The organism is Nocardioides dokdonensis FR1436 (assembly GCF_001653335.1).
GTDB lineage: Bacteria > Actinomycetota > Actinomycetes > Propionibacteriales > Nocardioidaceae > Nocardioides > Nocardioides dokdonensis.
Window position 1 is genome coordinate 352,709 of record NZ_CP015079.1, and the last position, 17,612, is coordinate 370,320.

At 73.4% G+C, this 17,612-nt stretch carries 21 protein-coding genes; 7 read left to right on the plus strand and 14 right to left on the minus strand.

Going from position 1 to position 17,612, the window contains the following annotated elements; translation table 11 throughout:
• Positions 1-79: 79 nt before the first annotated feature.
• Positions 80-1,567 (plus strand): hypothetical protein, encoded by a 1,488-nt coding sequence (locus I601_RS01635; protein ID WP_068105567.1) that lies wholly within the window; start codon positions 80-82, stop codon positions 1,565-1,567.
• A 7-nt stretch (positions 1,568-1,574) separates the two neighbouring features.
• On the opposite strand, the gene I601_RS01640 is transcribed toward I601_RS01635, so the two are convergent.
• From I601_RS01640 to groES, 6 genes are all read right to left on the minus strand, one after another.
• On the minus strand, positions 1,575-1,874 hold the full coding sequence (locus tag I601_RS01640) for a hypothetical protein (RefSeq protein ID WP_068105568.1): 300 nt from the start codon (positions 1,872-1,874) through the stop codon (positions 1,575-1,577).
• Positions 1,871-2,275: a hypothetical protein gene (locus I601_RS01645; protein ID WP_068105569.1), complete on the minus strand. Its 405-nt coding sequence runs from the start codon at positions 2,273-2,275 to the stop codon at positions 1,871-1,873. The genes I601_RS01640 and I601_RS01645 overlap by 4 nt, the downstream gene beginning before the upstream one ends.
• A 12-nt stretch (positions 2,276-2,287) precedes the next feature.
• Complete coding sequence (locus tag I601_RS01650) at positions 2,288-3,019, minus strand: WXG100 family type VII secretion target (protein ID WP_068105577.1); 732 nt, start codon at positions 3,017-3,019, stop codon at positions 2,288-2,290.
• Positions 3,016-3,597: a hypothetical protein gene (locus I601_RS01655; protein ID WP_068105580.1), complete on the minus strand. Its 582-nt coding sequence runs from the start codon at positions 3,595-3,597 to the stop codon at positions 3,016-3,018. Before I601_RS01655 ends, I601_RS01650 begins: the two co-directional genes overlap by 4 nt.
• A 158-nt stretch (positions 3,598-3,755) precedes the next feature.
• Positions 3,756-5,378: a chaperonin GroEL gene (groL, locus tag I601_RS01660; protein ID WP_068105583.1), complete on the minus strand. Its 1,623-nt coding sequence runs from the start codon at positions 5,376-5,378 to the stop codon at positions 3,756-3,758.
• Positions 5,379-5,476: 98 nt separating this feature from the next.
• The gene (groES, locus tag I601_RS01665; RefSeq protein WP_068105585.1) at positions 5,477-5,773 is read right to left on the minus strand and encodes a co-chaperone GroES; all 297 of its coding nucleotides are present in this window, start codon (positions 5,771-5,773) and stop codon (positions 5,477-5,479) included.
• A 195-nt stretch (positions 5,774-5,968) separates the two neighbouring features.
• On the opposite strand from groES, the gene I601_RS01670 reads away from it, so the two are divergent.
• Positions 5,969-7,129: a class I SAM-dependent methyltransferase gene (locus I601_RS01670; RefSeq protein WP_068105589.1), complete on the plus strand. Its 1,161-nt coding sequence runs from the start codon at positions 5,969-5,971 to the stop codon at positions 7,127-7,129.
• A gap of 6 nt (positions 7,130-7,135) precedes the next feature.
• Here I601_RS01670 and I601_RS01675 read toward each other — a convergent pair whose 3' ends face one another.
• Both I601_RS01675 and I601_RS01680 read right to left on the minus strand, forming a co-directional pair.
• Entirely contained in the window at positions 7,136-7,750 is a 615-nt protein-coding gene (locus I601_RS01675; RefSeq protein WP_068105592.1) for an MBL fold metallo-hydrolase, read from the minus strand.
• On the minus strand, positions 7,747-8,862 hold the full coding sequence (locus tag I601_RS01680; RefSeq protein WP_068105595.1) for an S-(hydroxymethyl)mycothiol dehydrogenase: 1,116 nt from the start codon (positions 8,860-8,862) through the stop codon (positions 7,747-7,749). The genes I601_RS01675 and I601_RS01680 overlap by 4 nt, the downstream gene beginning before the upstream one ends.
• Before the next feature lie 141 nt (positions 8,863-9,003).
• Here I601_RS01680 and I601_RS01685 point away from each other — a divergent pair, with 141 nt between their 5' ends.
• Both I601_RS01685 and I601_RS01690 read left to right on the plus strand, forming a co-directional pair.
• On the plus strand, positions 9,004-9,594 hold the full coding sequence (locus I601_RS01685) for a SigE family RNA polymerase sigma factor (protein ID WP_237089525.1): 591 nt from the start codon (positions 9,004-9,006) through the stop codon (positions 9,592-9,594).
• A complete protein-coding gene (locus I601_RS01690) occupies positions 9,591-10,754 on the plus strand; it encodes a hypothetical protein (protein ID WP_068105601.1) in 1,164 nt (387 codons plus the stop codon). The genes I601_RS01685 and I601_RS01690 overlap by 4 nt, the downstream gene beginning before the upstream one ends.
• Before the next feature lie 21 nt (positions 10,755-10,775).
• Here the strand turns inward: I601_RS01690 and I601_RS01695 are convergent, their stop codons facing one another.
• On the minus strand, positions 10,776-11,366 hold the full coding sequence (locus tag I601_RS01695; RefSeq protein ID WP_157519820.1) for a hypothetical protein: 591 nt from the start codon (positions 11,364-11,366) through the stop codon (positions 10,776-10,778).
• Positions 11,367-11,496: 130 nt separating this feature from the next.
• Here I601_RS01695 and I601_RS21035 point away from each other — a divergent pair, with 130 nt between their 5' ends.
• A complete protein-coding gene (locus I601_RS21035) occupies positions 11,497-11,919 on the plus strand; it encodes a hypothetical protein (RefSeq protein ID WP_157519822.1) in 423 nt (140 codons plus the stop codon).
• A complete protein-coding gene (locus I601_RS01705) occupies positions 11,919-13,247 on the plus strand; it encodes a hypothetical protein (protein ID WP_068105608.1) in 1,329 nt (442 codons plus the stop codon). The genes I601_RS21035 and I601_RS01705 overlap by 1 nt, the downstream gene beginning before the upstream one ends.
• Before the next feature lie 13 nt (positions 13,248-13,260).
• Here I601_RS01705 and tsaD read toward each other — a convergent pair whose 3' ends face one another.
• A complete protein-coding gene (gene tsaD / locus I601_RS01710; protein ID WP_418303077.1) occupies positions 13,261-14,307 on the minus strand; it encodes a tRNA (adenosine(37)-N6)-threonylcarbamoyltransferase complex transferase subunit TsaD in 1,047 nt (348 codons plus the stop codon).
• A 73-nt stretch (positions 14,308-14,380) separates the two neighbouring features.
• Here tsaD and I601_RS01715 point away from each other — a divergent pair, with 73 nt between their 5' ends.
• Positions 14,381-15,154: a GNAT family N-acetyltransferase gene (locus I601_RS01715; protein ID WP_068105613.1), complete on the plus strand. Its 774-nt coding sequence runs from the start codon at positions 14,381-14,383 to the stop codon at positions 15,152-15,154.
• Here I601_RS01715 and I601_RS01720 read toward each other — a convergent pair.
• The 4 genes from I601_RS01720 to I601_RS01735 are packed head-to-tail and all read right to left on the minus strand — an operon-like array spanning position 15,094 to position 17,608.
• The gene (locus I601_RS01720) at positions 15,094-15,561 is read right to left on the minus strand and encodes a GNAT family N-acetyltransferase (RefSeq protein WP_068105616.1); all 468 of its coding nucleotides are present in this window, start codon (positions 15,559-15,561) and stop codon (positions 15,094-15,096) included. The two genes, I601_RS01715 and I601_RS01720, sit on opposite strands and share 61 nt — an antisense overlap.
• Positions 15,562-15,568: 7 nt before the next feature.
• Positions 15,569-16,207 (minus strand): tRNA (adenosine(37)-N6)-threonylcarbamoyltransferase complex dimerization subunit type 1 TsaB, encoded by a 639-nt coding sequence (gene tsaB / locus I601_RS01725; RefSeq protein WP_068105619.1) that lies wholly within the window; start codon positions 16,205-16,207, stop codon positions 15,569-15,571.
• Between the two features lie 20 nt (positions 16,208-16,227).
• Entirely contained in the window at positions 16,228-16,980 is a 753-nt protein-coding gene (locus tag I601_RS01730) for a lytic murein transglycosylase (protein ID WP_068105622.1), read from the minus strand.
• Positions 16,981-16,990: 10 nt separating this feature from the next.
• Positions 16,991-17,608 carry an HAD family hydrolase gene (locus I601_RS01735; protein WP_068105624.1) on the minus strand — a complete coding sequence of 206 codons (618 nt, stop codon included), beginning with the start codon at positions 17,606-17,608 and terminating at the stop codon, positions 16,991-16,993.
• Between the last annotated feature and the right edge of the window lie 4 nt (positions 17,609-17,612).

Consider the following 17,612-nt stretch of genomic DNA (forward strand, 5'->3'; position numbering starts at 1 on the left):
CGACGTTGCGCGGACGTTTCGCGCGTGCGTCGAGCGGTGACCTCTGTTGGATCGACGAGGGGACGAGAGGGGCGGGGCGATGGGTCAGGTGCAGCGCACCGTGCTGCTGTCCGCGCTCGTCGCGGGCTCGCTGCGCCTGGTCGGCCTGCTGCGCCCGGTGCGCGGCGACGAGGCCGGCTTCACCCTCGTGGCGCGCGCCTGGGACCCGTCGGCCGACAGCCTCTTCGGGCCGTACTTCGTCGACCGCCCGCCCCTGCTGGTCGCCACCTACGGCCTGACCGACTGGCTGGCCGGCCCGCTCGCCGTCCGCGTGCTCGGGGCGCTGGCGTGCGTCGCGCTGGTGCTGCTGGCGGCGGCCACCGCGCACCTGGTCGCGGGTGCCTCGGCCGCCCGGTGGACCTCGCTGCTCGTGGCGGCGCTCTGCGTGACGCCGATGATCGACATCGTGGCGACCAAGGGCGAGCTGCTGGGGCTGCCGCTGGTGATGGGCGGCGCCCTGCTGGGACTGCTGGCGCTGCGTCGTGGGCCGGGCCCCCGCGGGCTGCTGCTGGCGGGGGCCGCCGGCGCCGCCTCGATGACCGCGCTGGGCTACAAGCAGAACCTGGTGGGCGGGCTGGTCTTCGGTGCCACGCTGCTCGTGGTGGCGGTGCTGACGCGGGAGGTCACGCTGCGCCGCGGCGCCGGTCTCGGCGCGGCGGCGCTGGCTGGGTCCTCGGTGCCGGTGCTGGCCACGGTCGGCTGGGCCGTGGCTGCCGGCGTACGGCTGGAGGTGCTGGGGTACGCCGTGTGGGGCTTCCGCGGCGACGCCTCGGTGGTGCTGGCCTCGCAGCCGTCCTCGGCGCCGGCGCAGCGGGCGGTGCTGCTCGTGCTGATCGCGGCGGGTGCCGGGATGATCGCGGTGATCGGCGGCCTCCTGGTGCACGTGCGGGACGAGGTCGGCCGCGACGCGCCGGTGACCTGGGCGGTGCTGGCGATGCTGGCCGCCGACGCGGCCGCCCTGGTGGCGAGCGGGTCCTACTGGCGCGACTACCTCTTGGTGCTGGTGCCCTCGACGGCCCTGGCCGCGGCGCTGCTGGTGCGGCGCCGGTCGAAGCGGGGCCGGGCGATGCGGGCAGTGGTGGGCGCCACCGCCGTCTCCAGCGCGATCTCCCTGGTGGTGTGGGGCGTGGTGCAGGTGCTCGACCTGCAGGAGCTCGACGAGACCGACACCGGCGCGGCGCTGGCCGCGGCCGCGGAGCCCGGCGACACCCTCACCGTCTTCGGCGGACGGGCCGACTTGCAGCTGACCAGCGGGATGGACTCGCCCTACCCGTACCTGTGGAGCCTGCCCATGCGCACCCTCGACCCCGACCTGGCGCGGCTGCGGGCCCTGGTGTCGTCACCGCAGCGCCCCACCTGGCTGGTGGAGTGGGTCTACTTCGGCGCCTGGACCCCCGGGCCGGGCGCCGTGCTGCGCGACCTCGTCGAGCAGGAGTACGTCGAGGTGGGCGGTGCCTGCGGTGACCACCGCGTCTACCTGCGCCGCGACGTCGAGCGGCCCGCGCCGCAACCGCGCTGCCACGGCTGAGGCGGCCTCAGAGGAAGTAGAACGGCCCGGCGGTCACCGCGAACGCGAACGCGATACCGGCGATCAGCCACGGGATCGACCAGTAGGCCCAGCCGCGCACCAGGACGTAGCCCGCCACCGGGTTGAGTGCGATCGCGACCAGCGACGACAGGTTGCCGACGTCGAGGAAGACCATGGTGTGGATGACCAGGAAGCCGACGAGCGCTCCCACCCCGCCGATGAGACGGCTCTGGCTGCCGTAGCCCGCCGTGCGCCACCGGTGCCGGAACGCCGCCGCCAGCCCCTCGTCGACCGTCGTGGCGCTCACGGCTGGTCCGGCCGTTCTGCGGCGGCGAGCGCGCGGTCGTGCTCGGCACGGAACTCGGGGTCGGCCGCACGCAGGTCCGCCACGACGCTCTCGGTCTGCCGCGCGAACGACGCCCGGAACTCCTGTGCGGAGGAGTGGGTGTCGGTGCCGTGCACCACGCCCGCCCACGAGGTGTCGCCCCGTTCGATGCGCTGGACGATCGCGGCCTGCTCAGGCGACAGCTCCCCGCGTCGCCACGCCTCCCGGGTCTCCTTCTCGGACTCCTCGCGCTCCCGCTGCAGCGCGCGGCGCTGGTCGCGCAGCGCGGCCTTCTGCTGGTCGGCCTCGGCAGCGATGCGCCGGGTCTGCTCCCGCAGGCGCGCCGCCATCCCGCGGAGCTCGACGAGGTCGGGGTTCTCCATCGTGCCGGCTCCTCAGTACGCCGCGTCGGCGAGGTCGTCGACGCGGTCGCCGTTGTGGTAGCTCGTGCCGGCACTCGCGATCTGGAAGGTCACCCGCAACGCCTTCATCAGCTTGCCCATCGTGGCGCAGGCCTGCAGCAGCGGAGGGATGATGTGCTCGAGCGTGCGAATGGCGTCGATGGCGCGGTTCACGAGGCTGATGACGCGGCGACAGCTCGCTCCGCCGGTGGCGATCTCCTTGGCCCATCCCAGGACGCTGGCCGCGACCTTGAGCACGATCTCGTCGACCAGGCTCAGCAGCTCGGCCACCAGCTCCATGACCGCCTTGGTGGCCACGAGCATGTCCTGCATGGCCGCAGCGATCAGGGCGGTCCCCTCGGACTGGACGGCGAAGCCCTCCGAGAACTCGGCGATCCGTCCCTGCGCGGCGGTGGCCGCCTCTCCACCCCACACCTCGGGGAGCGCCCGGGCCATCGATGCCATGTTGGCCTGCACGACGCCGAGGCCCTGGCCCAGCACGGCCCAGTTCGAGGCCATCGCGTCGACGGCGTCGTAGTCCCCCGCGATCGGGTCGAAGATCGCACCGATGAGGTCGAAGCCGAACTGGCGGCACACCCAGTCGATGCCTTGGATCACGAAGCCGCACTGGTCGCGCAGCTGGTCGATCAGCGGCCCGTCCGTCCCCGACGTGTTCGGGACGAGGACCGGTCCGGGGTCGACGAGGTCGAGCGTCAGGGTGCTCACTGGTCGTGCTCCTCGAGGAAGTCGTCGATGTCGTCATCGGTGCTCAGGGCAGCACCGGTGTCGGACGCGTTGTTGATCATCCCGGTGGTCTCTCCGACCAGGCTGATCGGGGCGCCGGTCGACGCCTCGCCGGCCCACGACGGCGGCTGGGGGCCCTCCATGTGCCACGGCACGTCGGCGATGGCGTTGAGGTGCCCGACCGGCGTCGGCACCCCGGGGACCGCGTCGCTCGCTGTCGGGAGGGTGACCTCCTCCGCCGCGGTGACGGCGGTGCGGATGCGGTCGAGGTCCCGCTCGACCCGGGTCTCGGTCGCCAGGATGTCGCTCAGGGCGTGGTCCATGCGTCGGGAGAGCTCGCGGGTCCCGGTCATCGCCGAGTCGAGCGCCTCGGTCAGGGCGCCGTAGGCGGCTTCGTAGTCGCTGCGGAAGACCCCCAGGAACCCGCTGAAGGCGCCGGTGTCGGCCAGCCCCGCCTGGCAGGTGAACCCGCTGGCCTCGGACAGGTTGAGGTACTGCTCGTGCGCGGCGCTCACGAGCTGGCGCACCCCCTGCTCGGAGACCCTGACCTCGTCACCCATGCACCCGCCACCCCTCTCGACCTTCCCGGACACGGAGGGCCTACCCGCGCCACGCCCTCGAGAAACCCCGGGCGGGAACGACGACGGCCCGCCCGGGTCTCCCCGGACGGGCCGTCGTGCTGCAGCGGGTCACCCCGCTGCGGGTGGTTCAGCGTCGATCAGTGGCCGTGGCCGTGGCCCTGGCCGCCGGCGGCGGCCTGGTCCTCGTCCTCGGGCTTCTCGACGATCAGCGTCTCGGTCGTCAGCAGCATGCCGGCGATCGAGGTGGCGTTGACCAGCGCGGAGCGGGTGACCTTGACCGGGTCCAGGACGCCCTGGGCGACCAGGTCGCCGTACTCCTCGGTGGCGGCGTTGTAGCCGTTGCCGACACCCATCTCACGGACCTTGGTGGTCACGACGTAGCCGTTGACGCCACCGTTCTCGGCGATCCAGCGCAGCGGCTCGTCGGCGGACTTGCGCACGATGCGCACGCCGACGGCCTCGTCACCGGTGAGGCCGAGGTCGCCCTCGAGCACCGAGACGGCGTGGATGAGAGCGGAGCCACCGCCGGGGACGATGCCCTCCTCGATCGCGGCGCGCGTGGCGGAGACGGCGTCCTCGATGCGGTGCTTCTTCTCCTTCAGCTCCACCTCGGTGGCGGCGCCGACCTTGATCACGCACACGCCACCGGCGAGCTTGGCGAGACGCTCCTGGAGCTTCTCGCGGTCCCAGTCGGAGTCGGTGTTCTCGATCTCGGCCTTGATCTGGTTGACCCGGCCCTCGACGGCGCTGGCGTCTCCGGCACCATCGACGATGGTCGTGTTGTCCTTGGTGATCACGACGCGACGGGCCTGGCCCAGCACCTCGAGGCCGACCTGGTCGAGCTTGAGCCCGACCTCGGGGGCGATGACCTGACCACCGGTGAGGGTGGCGATGTCCTGCATCATCGACTTGCGGCGGTCACCGAAGGCGGGGCTCTTCACCGCGACGGCGTTGAACGTGCCGCGGATCTTGTTGACCACCAGGGTCGACAGCGCCTCGCCGTCGACGTCCTCGGCGAGGATGAACAGCGGCTTGCCCGCGGCGATGACCTTCTCCAGGAGCGGGAGCAGGTCGGCGATCGCCGAGATCTTGCCCTGGTGCAGCAGGATGTAGGGGTCGTCGAGGACGGCCTCCATCCGCTCGGGGTCGGTCACGAAGTACTGCGACAGGTAGCCCTTGTCGAACTGCATGCCCTCGGTGAAGTCGAGCTCGGTGCCCATGGTGCTGGACTCCTCGACGGTGATGACACCGTCCTTGCCGACCTTGTCGAAGGCCTGCGAGAGCAGGTCGCCGATGACCTTGTCGCGGCTGGAGATGGTGGCCACGGAGGCCATGTCCTCCACCGAGTCGACCTCGCGGGCGGCCTCGAGCAGCGCCTCGCCGACAGCCTTGGCTGCGGCGTCCATGCCGCGCTTGAGGCCCATCGGGTTGACGCCGGCCGCGACGGCGCGCAGGCCCTCGTGGACCATCGCCTGGGCGAGGACCGTGGCGGTGGTGGTGCCGTCACCGGCGACGTCGTTCGTCTTGGTGGCGACCTCCTTGGTGAGCTGGGCACCGAGGTTCTCGAAGGGGTCGTCCAGCTCGATCTCGCGCGCGACGGTGACACCGTCGTTCGTGATCGTGGGGGCGCCCCACTTCTTGTCGAGGACGACGTAGCGGCCCTTGGGGCCGAGCGTCACCTTGACGGCGTTGGCGAGGGCGTCGACGCCGCGCTCGAGGGCGCGGCGGGCGTTCTCGTCGAACTCCAGGATCTTGGGCATGTGGCTGCTCCTAGGTCAGTGGGAAGTAAAGACAGACCCGGGCGTCATGCGACACGGGTCGCGGGGCGACCGGTCGGCATGACGCCCGGGCCGGTGGATCAGGAGACGATCGCGAGGACGTCGCGCGCCGAGAGGATCAGCAGCTCCTGGCCGCCGAACTTCACCTCGGTGCCGCCGTACTTGCTGTAGATGACCTTGTCGCCCACGGAGATGTCCATGGGGACGCGCTCGTCGCCGTCGTCGTTGAAGCGACCGGGGCCCACGGCCACGACCTCGCCCTCCTGGGGCTTCTCCTTGGCCGTGTCCGGGATGACGAGACCGGAAGCAGTGGTCTGCTCGGCCTCGACCTGCTTGACGACGATGCGGTCCTCGAGGGGCTTGATGTTGATCGACACGTTGGATCGACCTCCACTTTCTTGCGCGCGTTGGCTGGTGGAAAACGAAAGGGGTGCTCGCAGGCCCCGGCACGCCGTCGCGGGGATCGCGCCGACCTGGCAAGCGTTGGCACACTCACAAGGAGAGTGCCAGTTCAAAAACTAGCACTCCCCCTGGAGGAGTGCCAGCGCGGGCGGTCCTGACAGGATCAGCGGATGGACCTCGACGCCTTCCGGTGGCTGCTCACCGACGACGGGCAGGCCCTGCTCGTGCAGGCCGAGGCCCTCGACCCGGCCGACCCGCTGCGCGCGCAGACCGCGCTGCGCCGCCACGCCGACGCCGAGCACGCCGCCGCGGCGCTGACCCAGGCGTCGCTGCGTCGGCGCGCGGTCGCGAAGTTCGCTGACCTGGCCCCCCGGCTCTACTTCACCCCCGACGGCCTGGAGCAGGCCACCCGCCTCAGCGTCGCGCGGCACCGCGCCGCCCGGCTGCGCGCCTTCGACGCGCTCAGCCTCGTCGACCTCGGCTGCGGCATCGGGGGCGACCTGCTCGCGGCCGCCGAGCAGGGCCTCGTGTGCGTCGGGGTGGACCTCGACCCGGTGCGCGTCGCGGTCGCCGAGGCCAACCTCGCCGCACTCGGGCTGGAGGGTGTCGTCGGCCAGGTCGATGCCACCACCCTCGACACCTCCCCCTTCGACGTCGCGTACGCCGACCCTGCCCGACGCTCGGCGCGCGGGCGCAGCTTCGACGTCGACGACTGGACTCCCCCGTGGTCCTTCGTCGAGGGGCTGCTGCGCCGGGACTCGTGCGTGAAGGTGGCGCCCGGCATCCCGCACGCGCTGGTGCCCGAGGGCGTCGAGGCCGAGTGGGTCAGCGACCACGGCGAGGTCAAGGAGGCCGCCCTGTGGTCGGGCCGCCTGGCCACCACCCAGCGCCGCGCGACCGTCATCGGCGGCGGCGGCCTGGCCACCCTCACCGACGAGGACGACCCCGGCGCCGGCACCCGGCCGGTGGGCCGCTACCTCTACGAGCCCGACGGCGCCGTCATCCGCGCCGGGCTGGTCACGGCGGTCGCGGCCGCGCTCGACGGCGGCCTCCTCGACGAGCACATCGCCTACGTCGGTACCGACACCGCCGCGCCCACGCCGTTCGCGCGCGGCTACGAGGTGCTCGAGGAGCTGCCCTACCGGGAGAAGGCGCTGCGCGCCGCCCTGCGCGAGCGCGGCGTGGGCCGGTTGACGATCAAGAAGCGAGGCGTCGACGTGGTGCCCGAGGAGCTGCGCAAGCGGCTCGCGCTCGCCGGCGACGCGGAGGCCACGATCGTGCTGACCCGGGTCGCCGGCCAGGGCGCCGCGCTGCTGGTCCGACCTCTCTGACGACGCTCAGGCGGGGCCGAGCGCCGCCTTCTCCGCACCGATGGTGGTGTCGGGGCCGTGGCCGGTGTGCACCACGGTCTCCTCGGGCAGGTCGAGGAGACGCGTCCGGATGGAGTCCACGATGACGTCCTCGTCGCTGAACGAGCGACCGGTGGCGCCGGGACCGCCCTGGAACAGGGTGTCCCCGCTGAACAGCACCCCCAGTGCGGGAGCGTGGAAGCAGACCGCCCCCGGTGCGTGACCCGGCGTGTGGATCGCGCGCAGCGTGATCCCGCCGATCATGATCTCGAAGCCGTCACCGAGGTCGACGTCCCAGAGGTGGTCGGCGTGGGTGAGCTCCCACAGCGGCCGATCGTCGGGGTGCAGCATGATCGGCGCCACCGCGCGCTCCCGCAGCTGCGGGGCGACCCGGCAGTGGTCGTCGTGGGCGTGCGTCAGCAGGATCGCCCGCAGGTTGCGGTCGCCCACCAGCGCCATGATCGCGTCGACGTCGTGCGGAGCGTCGATGACGACGCACTCGCTGTCGTCGCCGACCACCCAGACGTTGTTGTCGACCTGGTGGGTCTCGCCGTCGAGGGAGAAGGTCCCCGAGACCACCGCGTGGTCCACCCGGGCGGTCACGTGAACATCACCACCGAGCGCAGGACCTCGCCCTGGTGCATCTTCTCGAACGCCGCCTCGATGTCGTCGATGCCGATCTCCTCGCTCACGAACGCGTCGAGGTCGAGGCGACCGGAGGTGTAGAGGTCGGTGAGCATCGGGAAGTCGCGGCTGGGCAGGCAGTCGCCGTACCAGCTCGACTTCAGCGACCCGCCGCGCCCGAAGACGTCGATGAGCGGGAGGTCGGGGACCTTCATGTCCGGTGTGGGCACGCCGACCAGCACCACGGTGCCGGCGAGGTCGCGCGCGTAGAACGCCTGCTTCCAGGTCTCGGGGCGACCGACCGCCTCGATGACGACGTCGGCACCCTCGGCGCCGGGGTAGACCTCGGCGCAGATGCGCTTGATCTCCTCGACCGGGTCCACCTTCGAGGAGTCGATGGTGTGGGTCGCCCCGAAGCCGGGGGCCTTCTCGAGCTTCTTGGCGTCGATGTCGACGGCGATGACGGGGCTGGCGCCGGAGAGGGCGGCACCGGCGATCGCGGCCATGCCGACCCCGCCGCAACCGATCACGGCTGCGGACTTGCCGCGAGTGGTCTCACCGGTGTTGATGGCGGCTCCCAGGCCGGCCATCACGCCGCAGCCCAGCAGGCCGACGGCGGCCGGACGGGCCTCGGGGTCGACCTTGGTGCACTGCCCGGCCGCGACGAGGGTCTTCTCCGCGAAGGCTCCGATGCCGAGCGCGGGCGACAGCTCGGTGCCCGCGTCGTCGCCCTCGGCCAACGTCATCTTCTGGGTGGCGTTGTGGGTGTTGAAGCAGTACTGCGGCTCGCCGCGGTTGCAGGCACGGCAGTCGCCGCACACCGCACGCCAGTTCAGCACCACGAAGTCACCCGGCGCGACGGTGGTGACACCCTCGCCGACCGACTCCACGATGCCGGCTGCCTCGTGACCGAGCAGGAACGGGAACTCGTCGTTGATGCCACCCTCGCGGTAGTGCAGGTCGGTGTGGCACACGCCGCAGGCCTGCACCTGCACCACCGCCTCGCCCGGACCGGGGTCCGGCACGTTGATCGTGGTCACCTCGACGGGCGCGCCCTTGGCGCGCGCGACGACGGCCTTCACCTGCTGCATGACTGGTCCTCTCGATGGTTCGTGGACTGCTGTGGCCCCATGCAACCCCATCGCGGGCGTGACCCGCCAGGTACCCCCGGGGCTGTTCCAACCATCGGCACCGGCACGGCGTCTGGTCGGTGTGGGACGAAGAAGGACACGATGCCAGCAGGAGCACGGACCCGGGCGGGTGAGGAGATGAACGGAGTGGCGACCGAAGGGCGACGCGCGCCCACCGACGGCGCACGGCGCGACGCCGAGTTCACCGAGTACCTCGCCGCCCGCCAGGCGGCCCTGCTGCGCACGGCGTACCTGGTCTGCGGCGACCGGCACCAGGCCGAGGACGTGCTCCAGACCGCGCTGGCCAAGCTGTACCTCTCCTGGGACAAGGTCCGCGACCGCGGTGCGCTGGACGCCTACGTGCGTCGCATCGTCGTCAACGAGACCACCTCGGCGTGGCGGCGCCCCTGGCACCGTCGCGAGCGGGCCACCGACGCGCTGCCCGAGACGGCCGCCCACCACGACGCGTACGACGAGGGGCGGTCGGCGGCGCTGTGGGCGGTCGTGCGCTCGCTGCCGCCCAAGGCGCGCGCCGTGGTGGTGCTGCGCTACTACGAGCAGCTCACCGAGGCCGAGACCGCGCAGGCGCTGGGCGTCTCGACCGGCACCGTGAAGTCCCAGTGCAACCGGGCGATGGCCCTGCTCCGCGAACGCACACCGGCACACCTGCACCCCCGGGAGGAGGAGCGATGAACGAGCACCTGCGCAGCGACGAGGTCGGCGCGGCCCTGCAGCGCGAGGTCTCCGACCTGCACGACACCCCGCTCACCCTCGGCGACGTCCGTGGTCGGGCCCGGCGCATCCAGCGCCGTCGGCACGGCGTCCGTGCCGCGGCCGCCGTGACGCTCGCCGCCGTGGCCGTCCCGGCGGTCCTGCTCCTCGGCGGCACCGACGACCGGACCGACGGTGTCGACCCCGCGACCCCCACGCCCCCCGGCACCTCGGGCACCGCGGTGCTGCACGACGGCACCGTGACCCTCGGCGACGGGCGCACCGTCGACCTGGCGATCGGCGACGCCGCCGTGTCCTCGCTCGGGGTGCTCAGCGACGGGCGGATGGTGCTGACCACCAACACGCCGGAGGTGGTGCAGGTGCTCAGTGCCGACGGCTCGGAGGCGGCGACCTACCCGGTGGAGCTCAACACCTTCGCGATGGGACCGACCGACGACACCGCGGCCTGGATCGCCCCGGACGGCCGGGTCCAGGTCCTCGAGGCGGGGATCCGCGAGCCGATCGGCCTGCAGGCCCTGCCGCAGCGTCGCCGCACGTTCTGGACGGTCGACGCCGTGATCGGGGACGAGTGCCTGATGAGCGGCAGCGGCTGCCGGGTCCTGGCCAGCGACGGGGACCACACCACGACCGTGGTGACCATGGAGGGCGTCGCCGACCTCGAGGCCGACGAGGCCTTCTCGGTGAGTGATGTCAGCCGGGACGGTGGCACCTGGGCGGTCGCATTCCGTCCGGGGAGGAACGAGCAGTTCGGCTGCAGCGGCCTGTACGACGTGGCCTCCGACGCCGTGGTCGCGCGCACCTGCGAGACCTCGAACCTGGAGTTCGCCCCGGACGGACAGCACCTGCTCGGGACTCGGGGTGACAACAACATGGACGGCCGGGTCACCGTGCTCGACCGCGACCTGACCACCGTCCTGACCTACCAGGGTGTGCGCGACATGGTCGTCAGCCGGTCGGCCTGGGCCGATGCCGAGGCGTTGCTGCTCGCGGTGGTCGGGTTCGAGGACCAGCAGTGGTCCCTGCTGCGGGTGCCGATCGACGGTTCGGACCCGACCACGGTCATGGGGCCGGTCGACGGCGGGAACCCTGAGCTCGAGTCCGAGTTCCTGCCCTCGATGTAGGTCGCCGGCGCGCGGCCGTCCTCAGCGCCACTCGAGCGAGGCCAGCACCGAGTCCACGGCGCGCTGGTGCGCCTTCACGCTCCCGGAGGTCTCGACCTCCACCTCCACCGTCGAGGCCTCCGTGGTCCCGACGATGGCGAGGAAGACGAAGTACGGTCCCCGCTCGCTGGTCCCCACGAAGGTGCGACCCTCGACTCCCCCGACCTCGAGGTCCTCGCCCGGCCCGACGTCGAACCCCTGCCGGTCGCGGAACGCCTCCAGCGTCAGGTCGGCGTACTCGTCGAGATCAGGGCTGGACAGCACGGGGAAGCTGCTGATGCTGATGTACCCGGTCTGGCTGCCGTACGTGGCGCCGCTCTGGCTGCCCCCGTCCCGGATCTGGACGATCCAGTCCTGGTCCGGCATCCGGATGGCGGCCTCGGGCACCTTCAGCCGTGGACCCGTGGCCTCGTCCACCTGCGGCTCCGGGGCCGACGAGCTCGACGGCTCCTCCGACGGGGAGGTGGACGTGGACGGCGCGGCCTCGGACGACGGGCTCCCGTCCTCGCCTCCGCACCCCGCGGTCGCCAGCGCCAGGCTGAGCAGGAGTGCGATGGCGACACGCGTTCTCATGACGTCTCCGAGATGGCTGAGGGTGCTGGGCTCGGACACCGTACAGCGCCGGTTCCGTCGGTTTGCCCACCCGCGCACGCGGGTATCCCCTGTGCAGCACACCTCTCTCTCGGACACGGAGCCTCCATCGATGTATCTCGCGGAACTGGCCACCGCCATGCAGTCCTTGGCGATCGAGCAGACCAACATCGACCGCGTCATCGCGGCCCTCCAGGAGTGCACGGACGGGAGCTGGGACGCCCAGTTCGCGAGCGACGCCGCCATCGCGCCGCCGTCGTTCGGAGGCGCCGACAGCGCCGCCACCCTCGGGATGCACCATGACCGGGCGCACCAGGTCATGACGGAGACCGTGACGGGCATCGTCGCCGACCTGACGGCCTTCGCGGACGGCGTGCACGCGGCCGCCCGCCTCATCACGGATGCGGACGAGAGCGTCGCCGCGTCGCTGACCGACAAGCAGCGTGCCGTGGAGCTGATGAACGACGCCTGGCTCACCTCGGAGGGCGACTCGGCCTACGACCGGGCTCGCAACGACCAGGGCGGGCAGGACTGATGGGGCAGGAGGAGTCCCGGCTCGCGCGCACGGTCAGCGGGGCCAACGTCGCCGACGTGGGGCGGTCCGAGGCCCGATGGCGAGAGGGCGGGCGCAAGCTCCGGGAGGTCCACCGCGCCCTGGAGCAGGCCCGCGACGACGTGAGCGCCGGGTTCGGCAGCGGGTCGAGCGTCAGCCGTGAGGCCGCGACCGCCTTCGCCGAGGTCGCGCAGAAGGCTGCGGACCGTGCCGAGCAGATGGAGCAGGCGAGCAGTGCGCTCGCCCGCTCGTCGGACGCGCTGGCCAAGGCGGAGGCGGAGCACCGCGCGCTGGGTCCTGCGCCGTCGGAGCCGACGCCGCCCGAGCGCACCCCCGGCATGCCCGAGTCCGCTGACACCATGCGCGCCGAGCAGACCTACGGCCGCAACCTGGGCGCCTACAACACGATGATGGCCGACCGCGAGACGCGGGCCAAGCAGCGGTCCGACGAGGTCGAGACCACCTACACCGAGTCCACCGAGGTGATGCGACGCATCCACGGCGAACCCGACGAGCGGGTGATGCGCGACGCCGCCGGCGGTGGCCGCGGGGGCAGCGGTGACGGAACCGGCTCCGGATCGGGGTCCGGCGGTGGCGGGGGGAGCACCCCGTCCAGCGGCGGTCGCTACACCCCCACCTCGTCCCACGCCGACCCGCACCAGCCGCACCCCGACGGCCAGACCGGCACCGACCCGATCCCGGACAGGCACCCGGACGACGCCTCCACGGACCAGACGTCCTCGCCGGACACCGACGCGCCGGACAACGCGCCCTCGGTGCTGGGCCAGCCCCTCCCCCCGGGCTCCAGCGGCACGGGGGGCTCCGGCGGGCTCACCGCCGGTCTGGGCGGGGGTCTCGCCGGCAGCGCCGTGATGGGCGGAGCCGTCGTCCTCGGCGGTCGGCTGGCCGGCGGCATGGGCGCGACCCCGGTGGCCGGGGCCTCGGCCGGCTCGACCGGGGGCAGGCCCACCAGCGCACGGCCCATCGGGACCGGCCGGACCTCGGGCGGCGCCACGCTCGGTCGGGGCGCCGCGGCGACGGGCTCCCCCACCGGCTCACGCGGCGGGGCGACGGGCGCCACGGGCGCGCGCGGCGGGACCGGTGCGGCGGGCACGCGCGGAGCCGGCGGGGCACGCGGCGCGGCCGCTGGTCAGGCGGGTTCACGAGGAGCAGGCGGTGCCGGGCGTGGTGCTGCCGGCGGTGCCACCGGCCGCGGCAAGAAGGGCGACACCCGGGCGCCGGACCAGGAGTTCTTCGCCACCGAGGACGACTGGACCGACGACGAGGGCCACCAGGCCGTCCTCGACTGAGGGTCGTGCCGGCTCAGCCGGCGAGCACCTCGGAGACCGGCAGGCTGGAGTCGGCCGGCAGGTCCAGCGACGACGGGGTGCGACCGCGCGCCACCATCTCGGCGCCGAGGGCGGCCACCATGGCGCCGTTGTCGGTGCACAGTCCCGGCCGCGGCACGCGCACCCGGATGCCCAGCTTCTCCGCGCGCTCCTCGGCGAGCTGGCGCAGCCGGGAGTTGGCGGCCACGCCCCCGCCGATGAGCAGGTGGTCGATGCCCTCGCTGGAGGCGGCATCGAGAGCCTTGCGCACCAGCACGTCGCAGACCGCCTCCTGGAACGAGGCGGCCACGTCGGCGACCGGCACCGGCTCCCCCGCCCGCTCCCGCGCCTCGACCCAGCGGGCGACCGCGGTCTTGAGGCCCGAGAAGGAGAAGTCGAAGCGGTGCCGCTCGACGTCGCGGCGCGCGGTCAGCCCCCGGGGGAAGTCGATGTAGACGCTGCTGCCCTCGCGGGCGATCCGGTCGATGTGCGGGCCCCCCGGGAACGGCAGGCCGAGCAGCCGGGCGACCTTGTCGAAGGCCTCCCCCGCCGCGTCGTCGATGGTCTCGCCCATCGGCGCCACGCCCACGGTCACGTCCTCGACGCGGAGCAGGCTCGAGTGGCCACCGCTGACCAGCAGCGCCAGGCACGGCTCGGGCAGGGGGCCGTGCTCGAGCTGGTCGACCGCGACGTGCGAGGCCAGGTGGTTCACGCCGTACAGCGGCTTGCCCAGCCCGAGAGCCAGCGCCTTGGCCGAGGCCACCCCCACCAGCAGCGCCCCGGCCAGGCCGGGGCCGTTGGTCACCGCGATCGCGTCGACGTCGCGCAGCGCGATGCCCGCGGTGTCGCAGGCGCGCTCGATGGTGGGCACCATCGCCTCCAGGTGGGCCCGGCTCGCGACCTCGGGGACGACGCCACCGAAGCGCGCGTGCTCGTCGACGCTGCTCGCGACCGCGTCGGCCAGCAGCGTGTGCCCGCGCACGATGCCGACACCGGTCTCGTCGCAGGAGGTCTCGATCCCCAGCACCAGCGGCTCATTCACGCCGCTCATCGTCGCACGCCCGGACGTCCGCCCCGCGCCCAGATCCACGTCCCCCACCGGGCATGATCCACGGGTGCAGGAGATCTCGGTCGCGGAGCTGCTCCGGACGACGCCCCACCGGTTCGTGCAGCACCAGGTGGACCCCGCGGTGGCGGCGCGGGCCTGGGTCGCCGGCACCGCGGCGGTGGTGGAGAACCACCCCCGCTGGACCGGTCCGGCCCCGGGACCGCAGCTGGTGTGCCTCGGCCCGCCCGACGACCTCGCCGGGCTGATGGCCCAGGTCGCCGCGGCCCGGCCGGTCCCGTGGCGCTTCACCGTCGAGGCGGCGGCCTACGACGCACTCCCGGCGGCCTGGGCGCACGACGCCGCCACGCACTGGGACTGGATGCTGCTGCGCGAAGCACCCGCCGAGCCCACTCCCGACGTCGTCGACGTGGGCGGACGCGAGGACCTGGTGCACCTGATCGACGCGGGCAATCCCGGCTCCTTCGCCCGACCGGGAAGTCCCGGGGTCGAGGTGTGGCTGGGCGTCGTCGAGGACGGCCGGCTCGTCGCTGCGGGAGCCGTGACCCGCCAGCACGACGGTACCGGGCAGCTGCGTGGCATCACCGTGCTGCCCGGCCACGAGCGCCGCGGGCTGGGCCGCCGCGTCTCCACCGCCCTGACCCGTCGTGCCCTCGCCGGGCGCTCGGGCACCGCCAGCCTGGGCGTCTACTCCGACAACGCGCCCGCGGTGCACGTCTACCGGCAGCTGGGCTACCGCACCGCGCACACCTTCCGCTCGGGTCAGCCGCAGCGGGGTCCGACGCCGCGGCGCAGCACGACCGCGGTGGCGCCGTCCCGGTAGTAGCGCGGGCGCCGGTCGACCTCGACGAAGTCGCGTGCGGCGTAGAACGACAGGGCGCCGGCGTTGTCCTCGCGCACCTCGAGCAGCAACCGGTCAGCGCCACCGGTGCGCGCCGTCGCCACCACGGCGTCCAGCAGCGCCGTGGCGAGGCCGGCGCGGCGGTGCTCTGCGTCGACTGAGATGCGCTGCAGCTCGGCGATGTCGGCGACGACGCTGACGACCGCGTGCCCGGCGACGACCGGGCCGTCCACGGTCTCGACCTCGGCCACCAGGTAGCTCGCGAACGGGACCCGCCCGTGCACGCCCTCCTCGAGCAGGCCCGGGGGCCACGCATCCCGTCCGAGGTTGTCCTGCTCGAGCGAGACGACCGCGACCAGGTCGTCGGCCCTGGCGGCCCGGACGGTCATGAGACGGTCACGAGACGGTCTTGCGGCTGCGCGTGACCTCAGCGTCGGGCCGGCGCAGGTACATCGGGTCCGGGTCGACCAGCTCGGCGCGCTCGTCCACCACCACGCGGGCCAACCACGCGGCGCTGGGCCGGGTGGGGCCCACCGCCAGCGGGAACGCCTCGGGGTAGAGCAGCGCTCCCTCCCCGACCACCGGCACGCCGGTGGCCAGCTCAGCGGGCTTGTCGACGACGGGTCCCTGCAACCGGGTGCCCTCGGCGTCGTAGGCGGCCAGGTAGACCTCCTTGCGCCGCGCGTCGGTGGCGACCACGAAGTCACGGTCCACGGCCGCGGTGTCGACGGCCTCGATCGCGAGGACGTCGAGCGTGCAGACGCCGTAGACCGGGATCTCGAGCGCGAACCCCAGGGTGCGCGCGGTCACGAGACCGACCCGCAGCCCGGTGAACGGGCCGGGGCCGACCCCGACCCCGATGGCGGTCAGGTCCTGGCGCACCACGCCCACCTGGCGCATCACGGCGTCGATGAGCGGGGCCAGCTGCTCGCCGTGCTTCATCGCCCGCTCGGCCTCCAGCTCGGCCACGACGTCGGAGCCGTCGTGCAGGGCGACGGCGACCCGGGGGGTCGCGGTGTCGAAGGTCAGCAGCATGATCCGCAGGCTAGCCCGGGTCAGCCGGCCCGGCGCCCGGCGGCCCGCTCGGCGTAGGAGCTGGCCGCGGAGTGGACCGCCGCGACGTACTCGTCGGAGTGGTTGTAGGACAGCACCGCGTCGGCCCAGCCGTCCCCGGCGGCCAGGTCCCGTCCGCCCGCGCACAGGTAGCGCGCCGCGGTCGCGGCCGCGTCGTCGAGGTCGAGCGGGTCGATCACCCCGTCGCGGTCGCCGTCGGCGGCCCACGGCTCCCAGGAGGAGCGCAGGAACTGCATCGGGCCGACGGCGTGCTCCCAGGTCGCGTCGCCGTGCCACTCGCGGGAGGCAGCGGTGGAGCGGATCGCCGCGAAGTCGCCCGACCCGTCGAGCGCGGGGCCCAGGATCGGCGAGGACGAGCGGCCCGCGTCGTCGATCGTGCGCCCGCCCAGGGTGCCGTGCTGCGACTCGATCCAGCCGATGCCGGCCAGGGTCGTCCAGCCCACGTCGCAGCCACCCACCCGGGAGAGCTGGGCGTCGGCGTACGCCCGCAGGGCCGGGGCGGGGATTCCCGTCGCCCGGCTCGTGCGCCGCAGCCACCCGTCGTCGACCAGCTGCGTGCGCCGCACGGGGCTGCCCGGGTCGGCCTGCGGCGGGACGGGGGCCGCGACGAAGGCCGCGGGCGGGGTCAGGTCGACGGTGCGCTGCGGGGTGTAGAGGCGCGACAGCCCGAACGCCGCCGCCGAGAGCACCAGCAGCAACGAGGCGAAGAGCACGATCGAGCGCGGACCGGACATCACCGGGAGGTCACCGGTCCCCCGGGTCGAGCCCGTGCCCGAGGAGCGCTGCCCGCAGCGCCTCGTGACCCTCGTCGAGGTGCCAGTGCACGCCGCGCAGCCCGGCCTCGCGGGCCGCCTCGACGTTGGCGGCGCTGTCGTCGACGAGCAGCACCTCGTGGGCCGGTGCGCCGACCCGGTCGAGGGCCCGCTCGAAGTAGGCGGGGTCCGGCTTGGCCGCCCCGAGCTCCCAGGAGTAGCAGGAGACGTCGAACAGGTCGTCGTAGCCGAGCGCGGTGCGCATGTGCTCGCCGCGCTGGCGGTGCTGGTTGGTGGCCAGGTGGACGCCGGCGCCCTGCTCGCGGAGCCGGCGGGCCAGGGCCAACGAGGAGGCGTCGACGGTGATGTCGAGCCACAGGGCCGCGTGCACCTCGGCGGGGTCGGCGCCCTCGGCGTAGCCGGGCAGCACCCGGGTCAGGACGTCGAGGAAGTCCTCCTCACCGCGAAGCGCCGGCTTCTCGGCGGCCCACAGCTCGTGGGCCAGCTCCTCGGCGCGCGCACCCACCCAACGCCGCAGCACGGCGAAGGGGTCGTGGGGAGAGCGCTGGAGGACGCCGTCGGCGTCCAGCAGCACGTGCTCGACGGGCACCGGG

Coding starts and splice junctions, on each gene's coding strand:
- I601_RS21035 (WP_157519822.1), top strand. CDS start 11,497: ATGTATCTCGCGGAACTGGCCACCGCCATGCAGTCCTTGGCGATCGAG.
- I601_RS01695 (WP_157519820.1), bottom strand. CDS start 11,366: ATGAGAACGCGTGTCGCCATCGCACTCCTGCTCAGCCTGGCGCTGGCG.
- I601_RS01670 (WP_068105589.1), top strand. CDS start 5,969: ATGGACCTCGACGCCTTCCGGTGGCTGCTCACCGACGACGGGCAGGCC.
- tsaB (WP_068105619.1), bottom strand. CDS start 16,207: ATGCTGCTGACCTTCGACACCGCGACCCCCCGGGTCGCCGTCGCCCTG.
- I601_RS01705 (WP_068105608.1), top strand. CDS start 11,919: ATGGGGCAGGAGGAGTCCCGGCTCGCGCGCACGGTCAGCGGGGCCAAC.
- I601_RS01730 (WP_068105622.1), bottom strand. CDS start 16,980: ATGTCCGGTCCGCGCTCGATCGTGCTCTTCGCCTCGTTGCTGCTGGTG.
- I601_RS01655 (WP_068105580.1), bottom strand. CDS start 3,597: ATGGGTGACGAGGTCAGGGTCTCCGAGCAGGGGGTGCGCCAGCTCGTG.
- I601_RS01680 (WP_068105595.1), bottom strand. CDS start 8,862: ATGCAGCAGGTGAAGGCCGTCGTCGCGCGCGCCAAGGGCGCGCCCGTC.
- I601_RS01720 (WP_068105616.1), bottom strand. CDS start 15,561: ATGACCGTCCGGGCCGCCAGGGCCGACGACCTGGTCGCGGTCGTCTCG.
- I601_RS01645 (WP_068105569.1), bottom strand. CDS start 2,275: ATGGAGAACCCCGACCTCGTCGAGCTCCGCGGGATGGCGGCGCGCCTG.
- I601_RS01685 (WP_237089525.1), top strand. CDS start 9,004: ATGCCAGCAGGAGCACGGACCCGGGCGGGTGAGGAGATGAACGGAGTG.
- I601_RS01635 (WP_068105567.1), top strand. CDS start 80: ATGGGTCAGGTGCAGCGCACCGTGCTGCTGTCCGCGCTCGTCGCGGGC.
- groL (WP_068105583.1), bottom strand. CDS start 5,378: ATGCCCAAGATCCTGGAGTTCGACGAGAACGCCCGCCGCGCCCTCGAG.
- I601_RS01690 (WP_068105601.1), top strand. CDS start 9,591: ATGAACGAGCACCTGCGCAGCGACGAGGTCGGCGCGGCCCTGCAGCGC.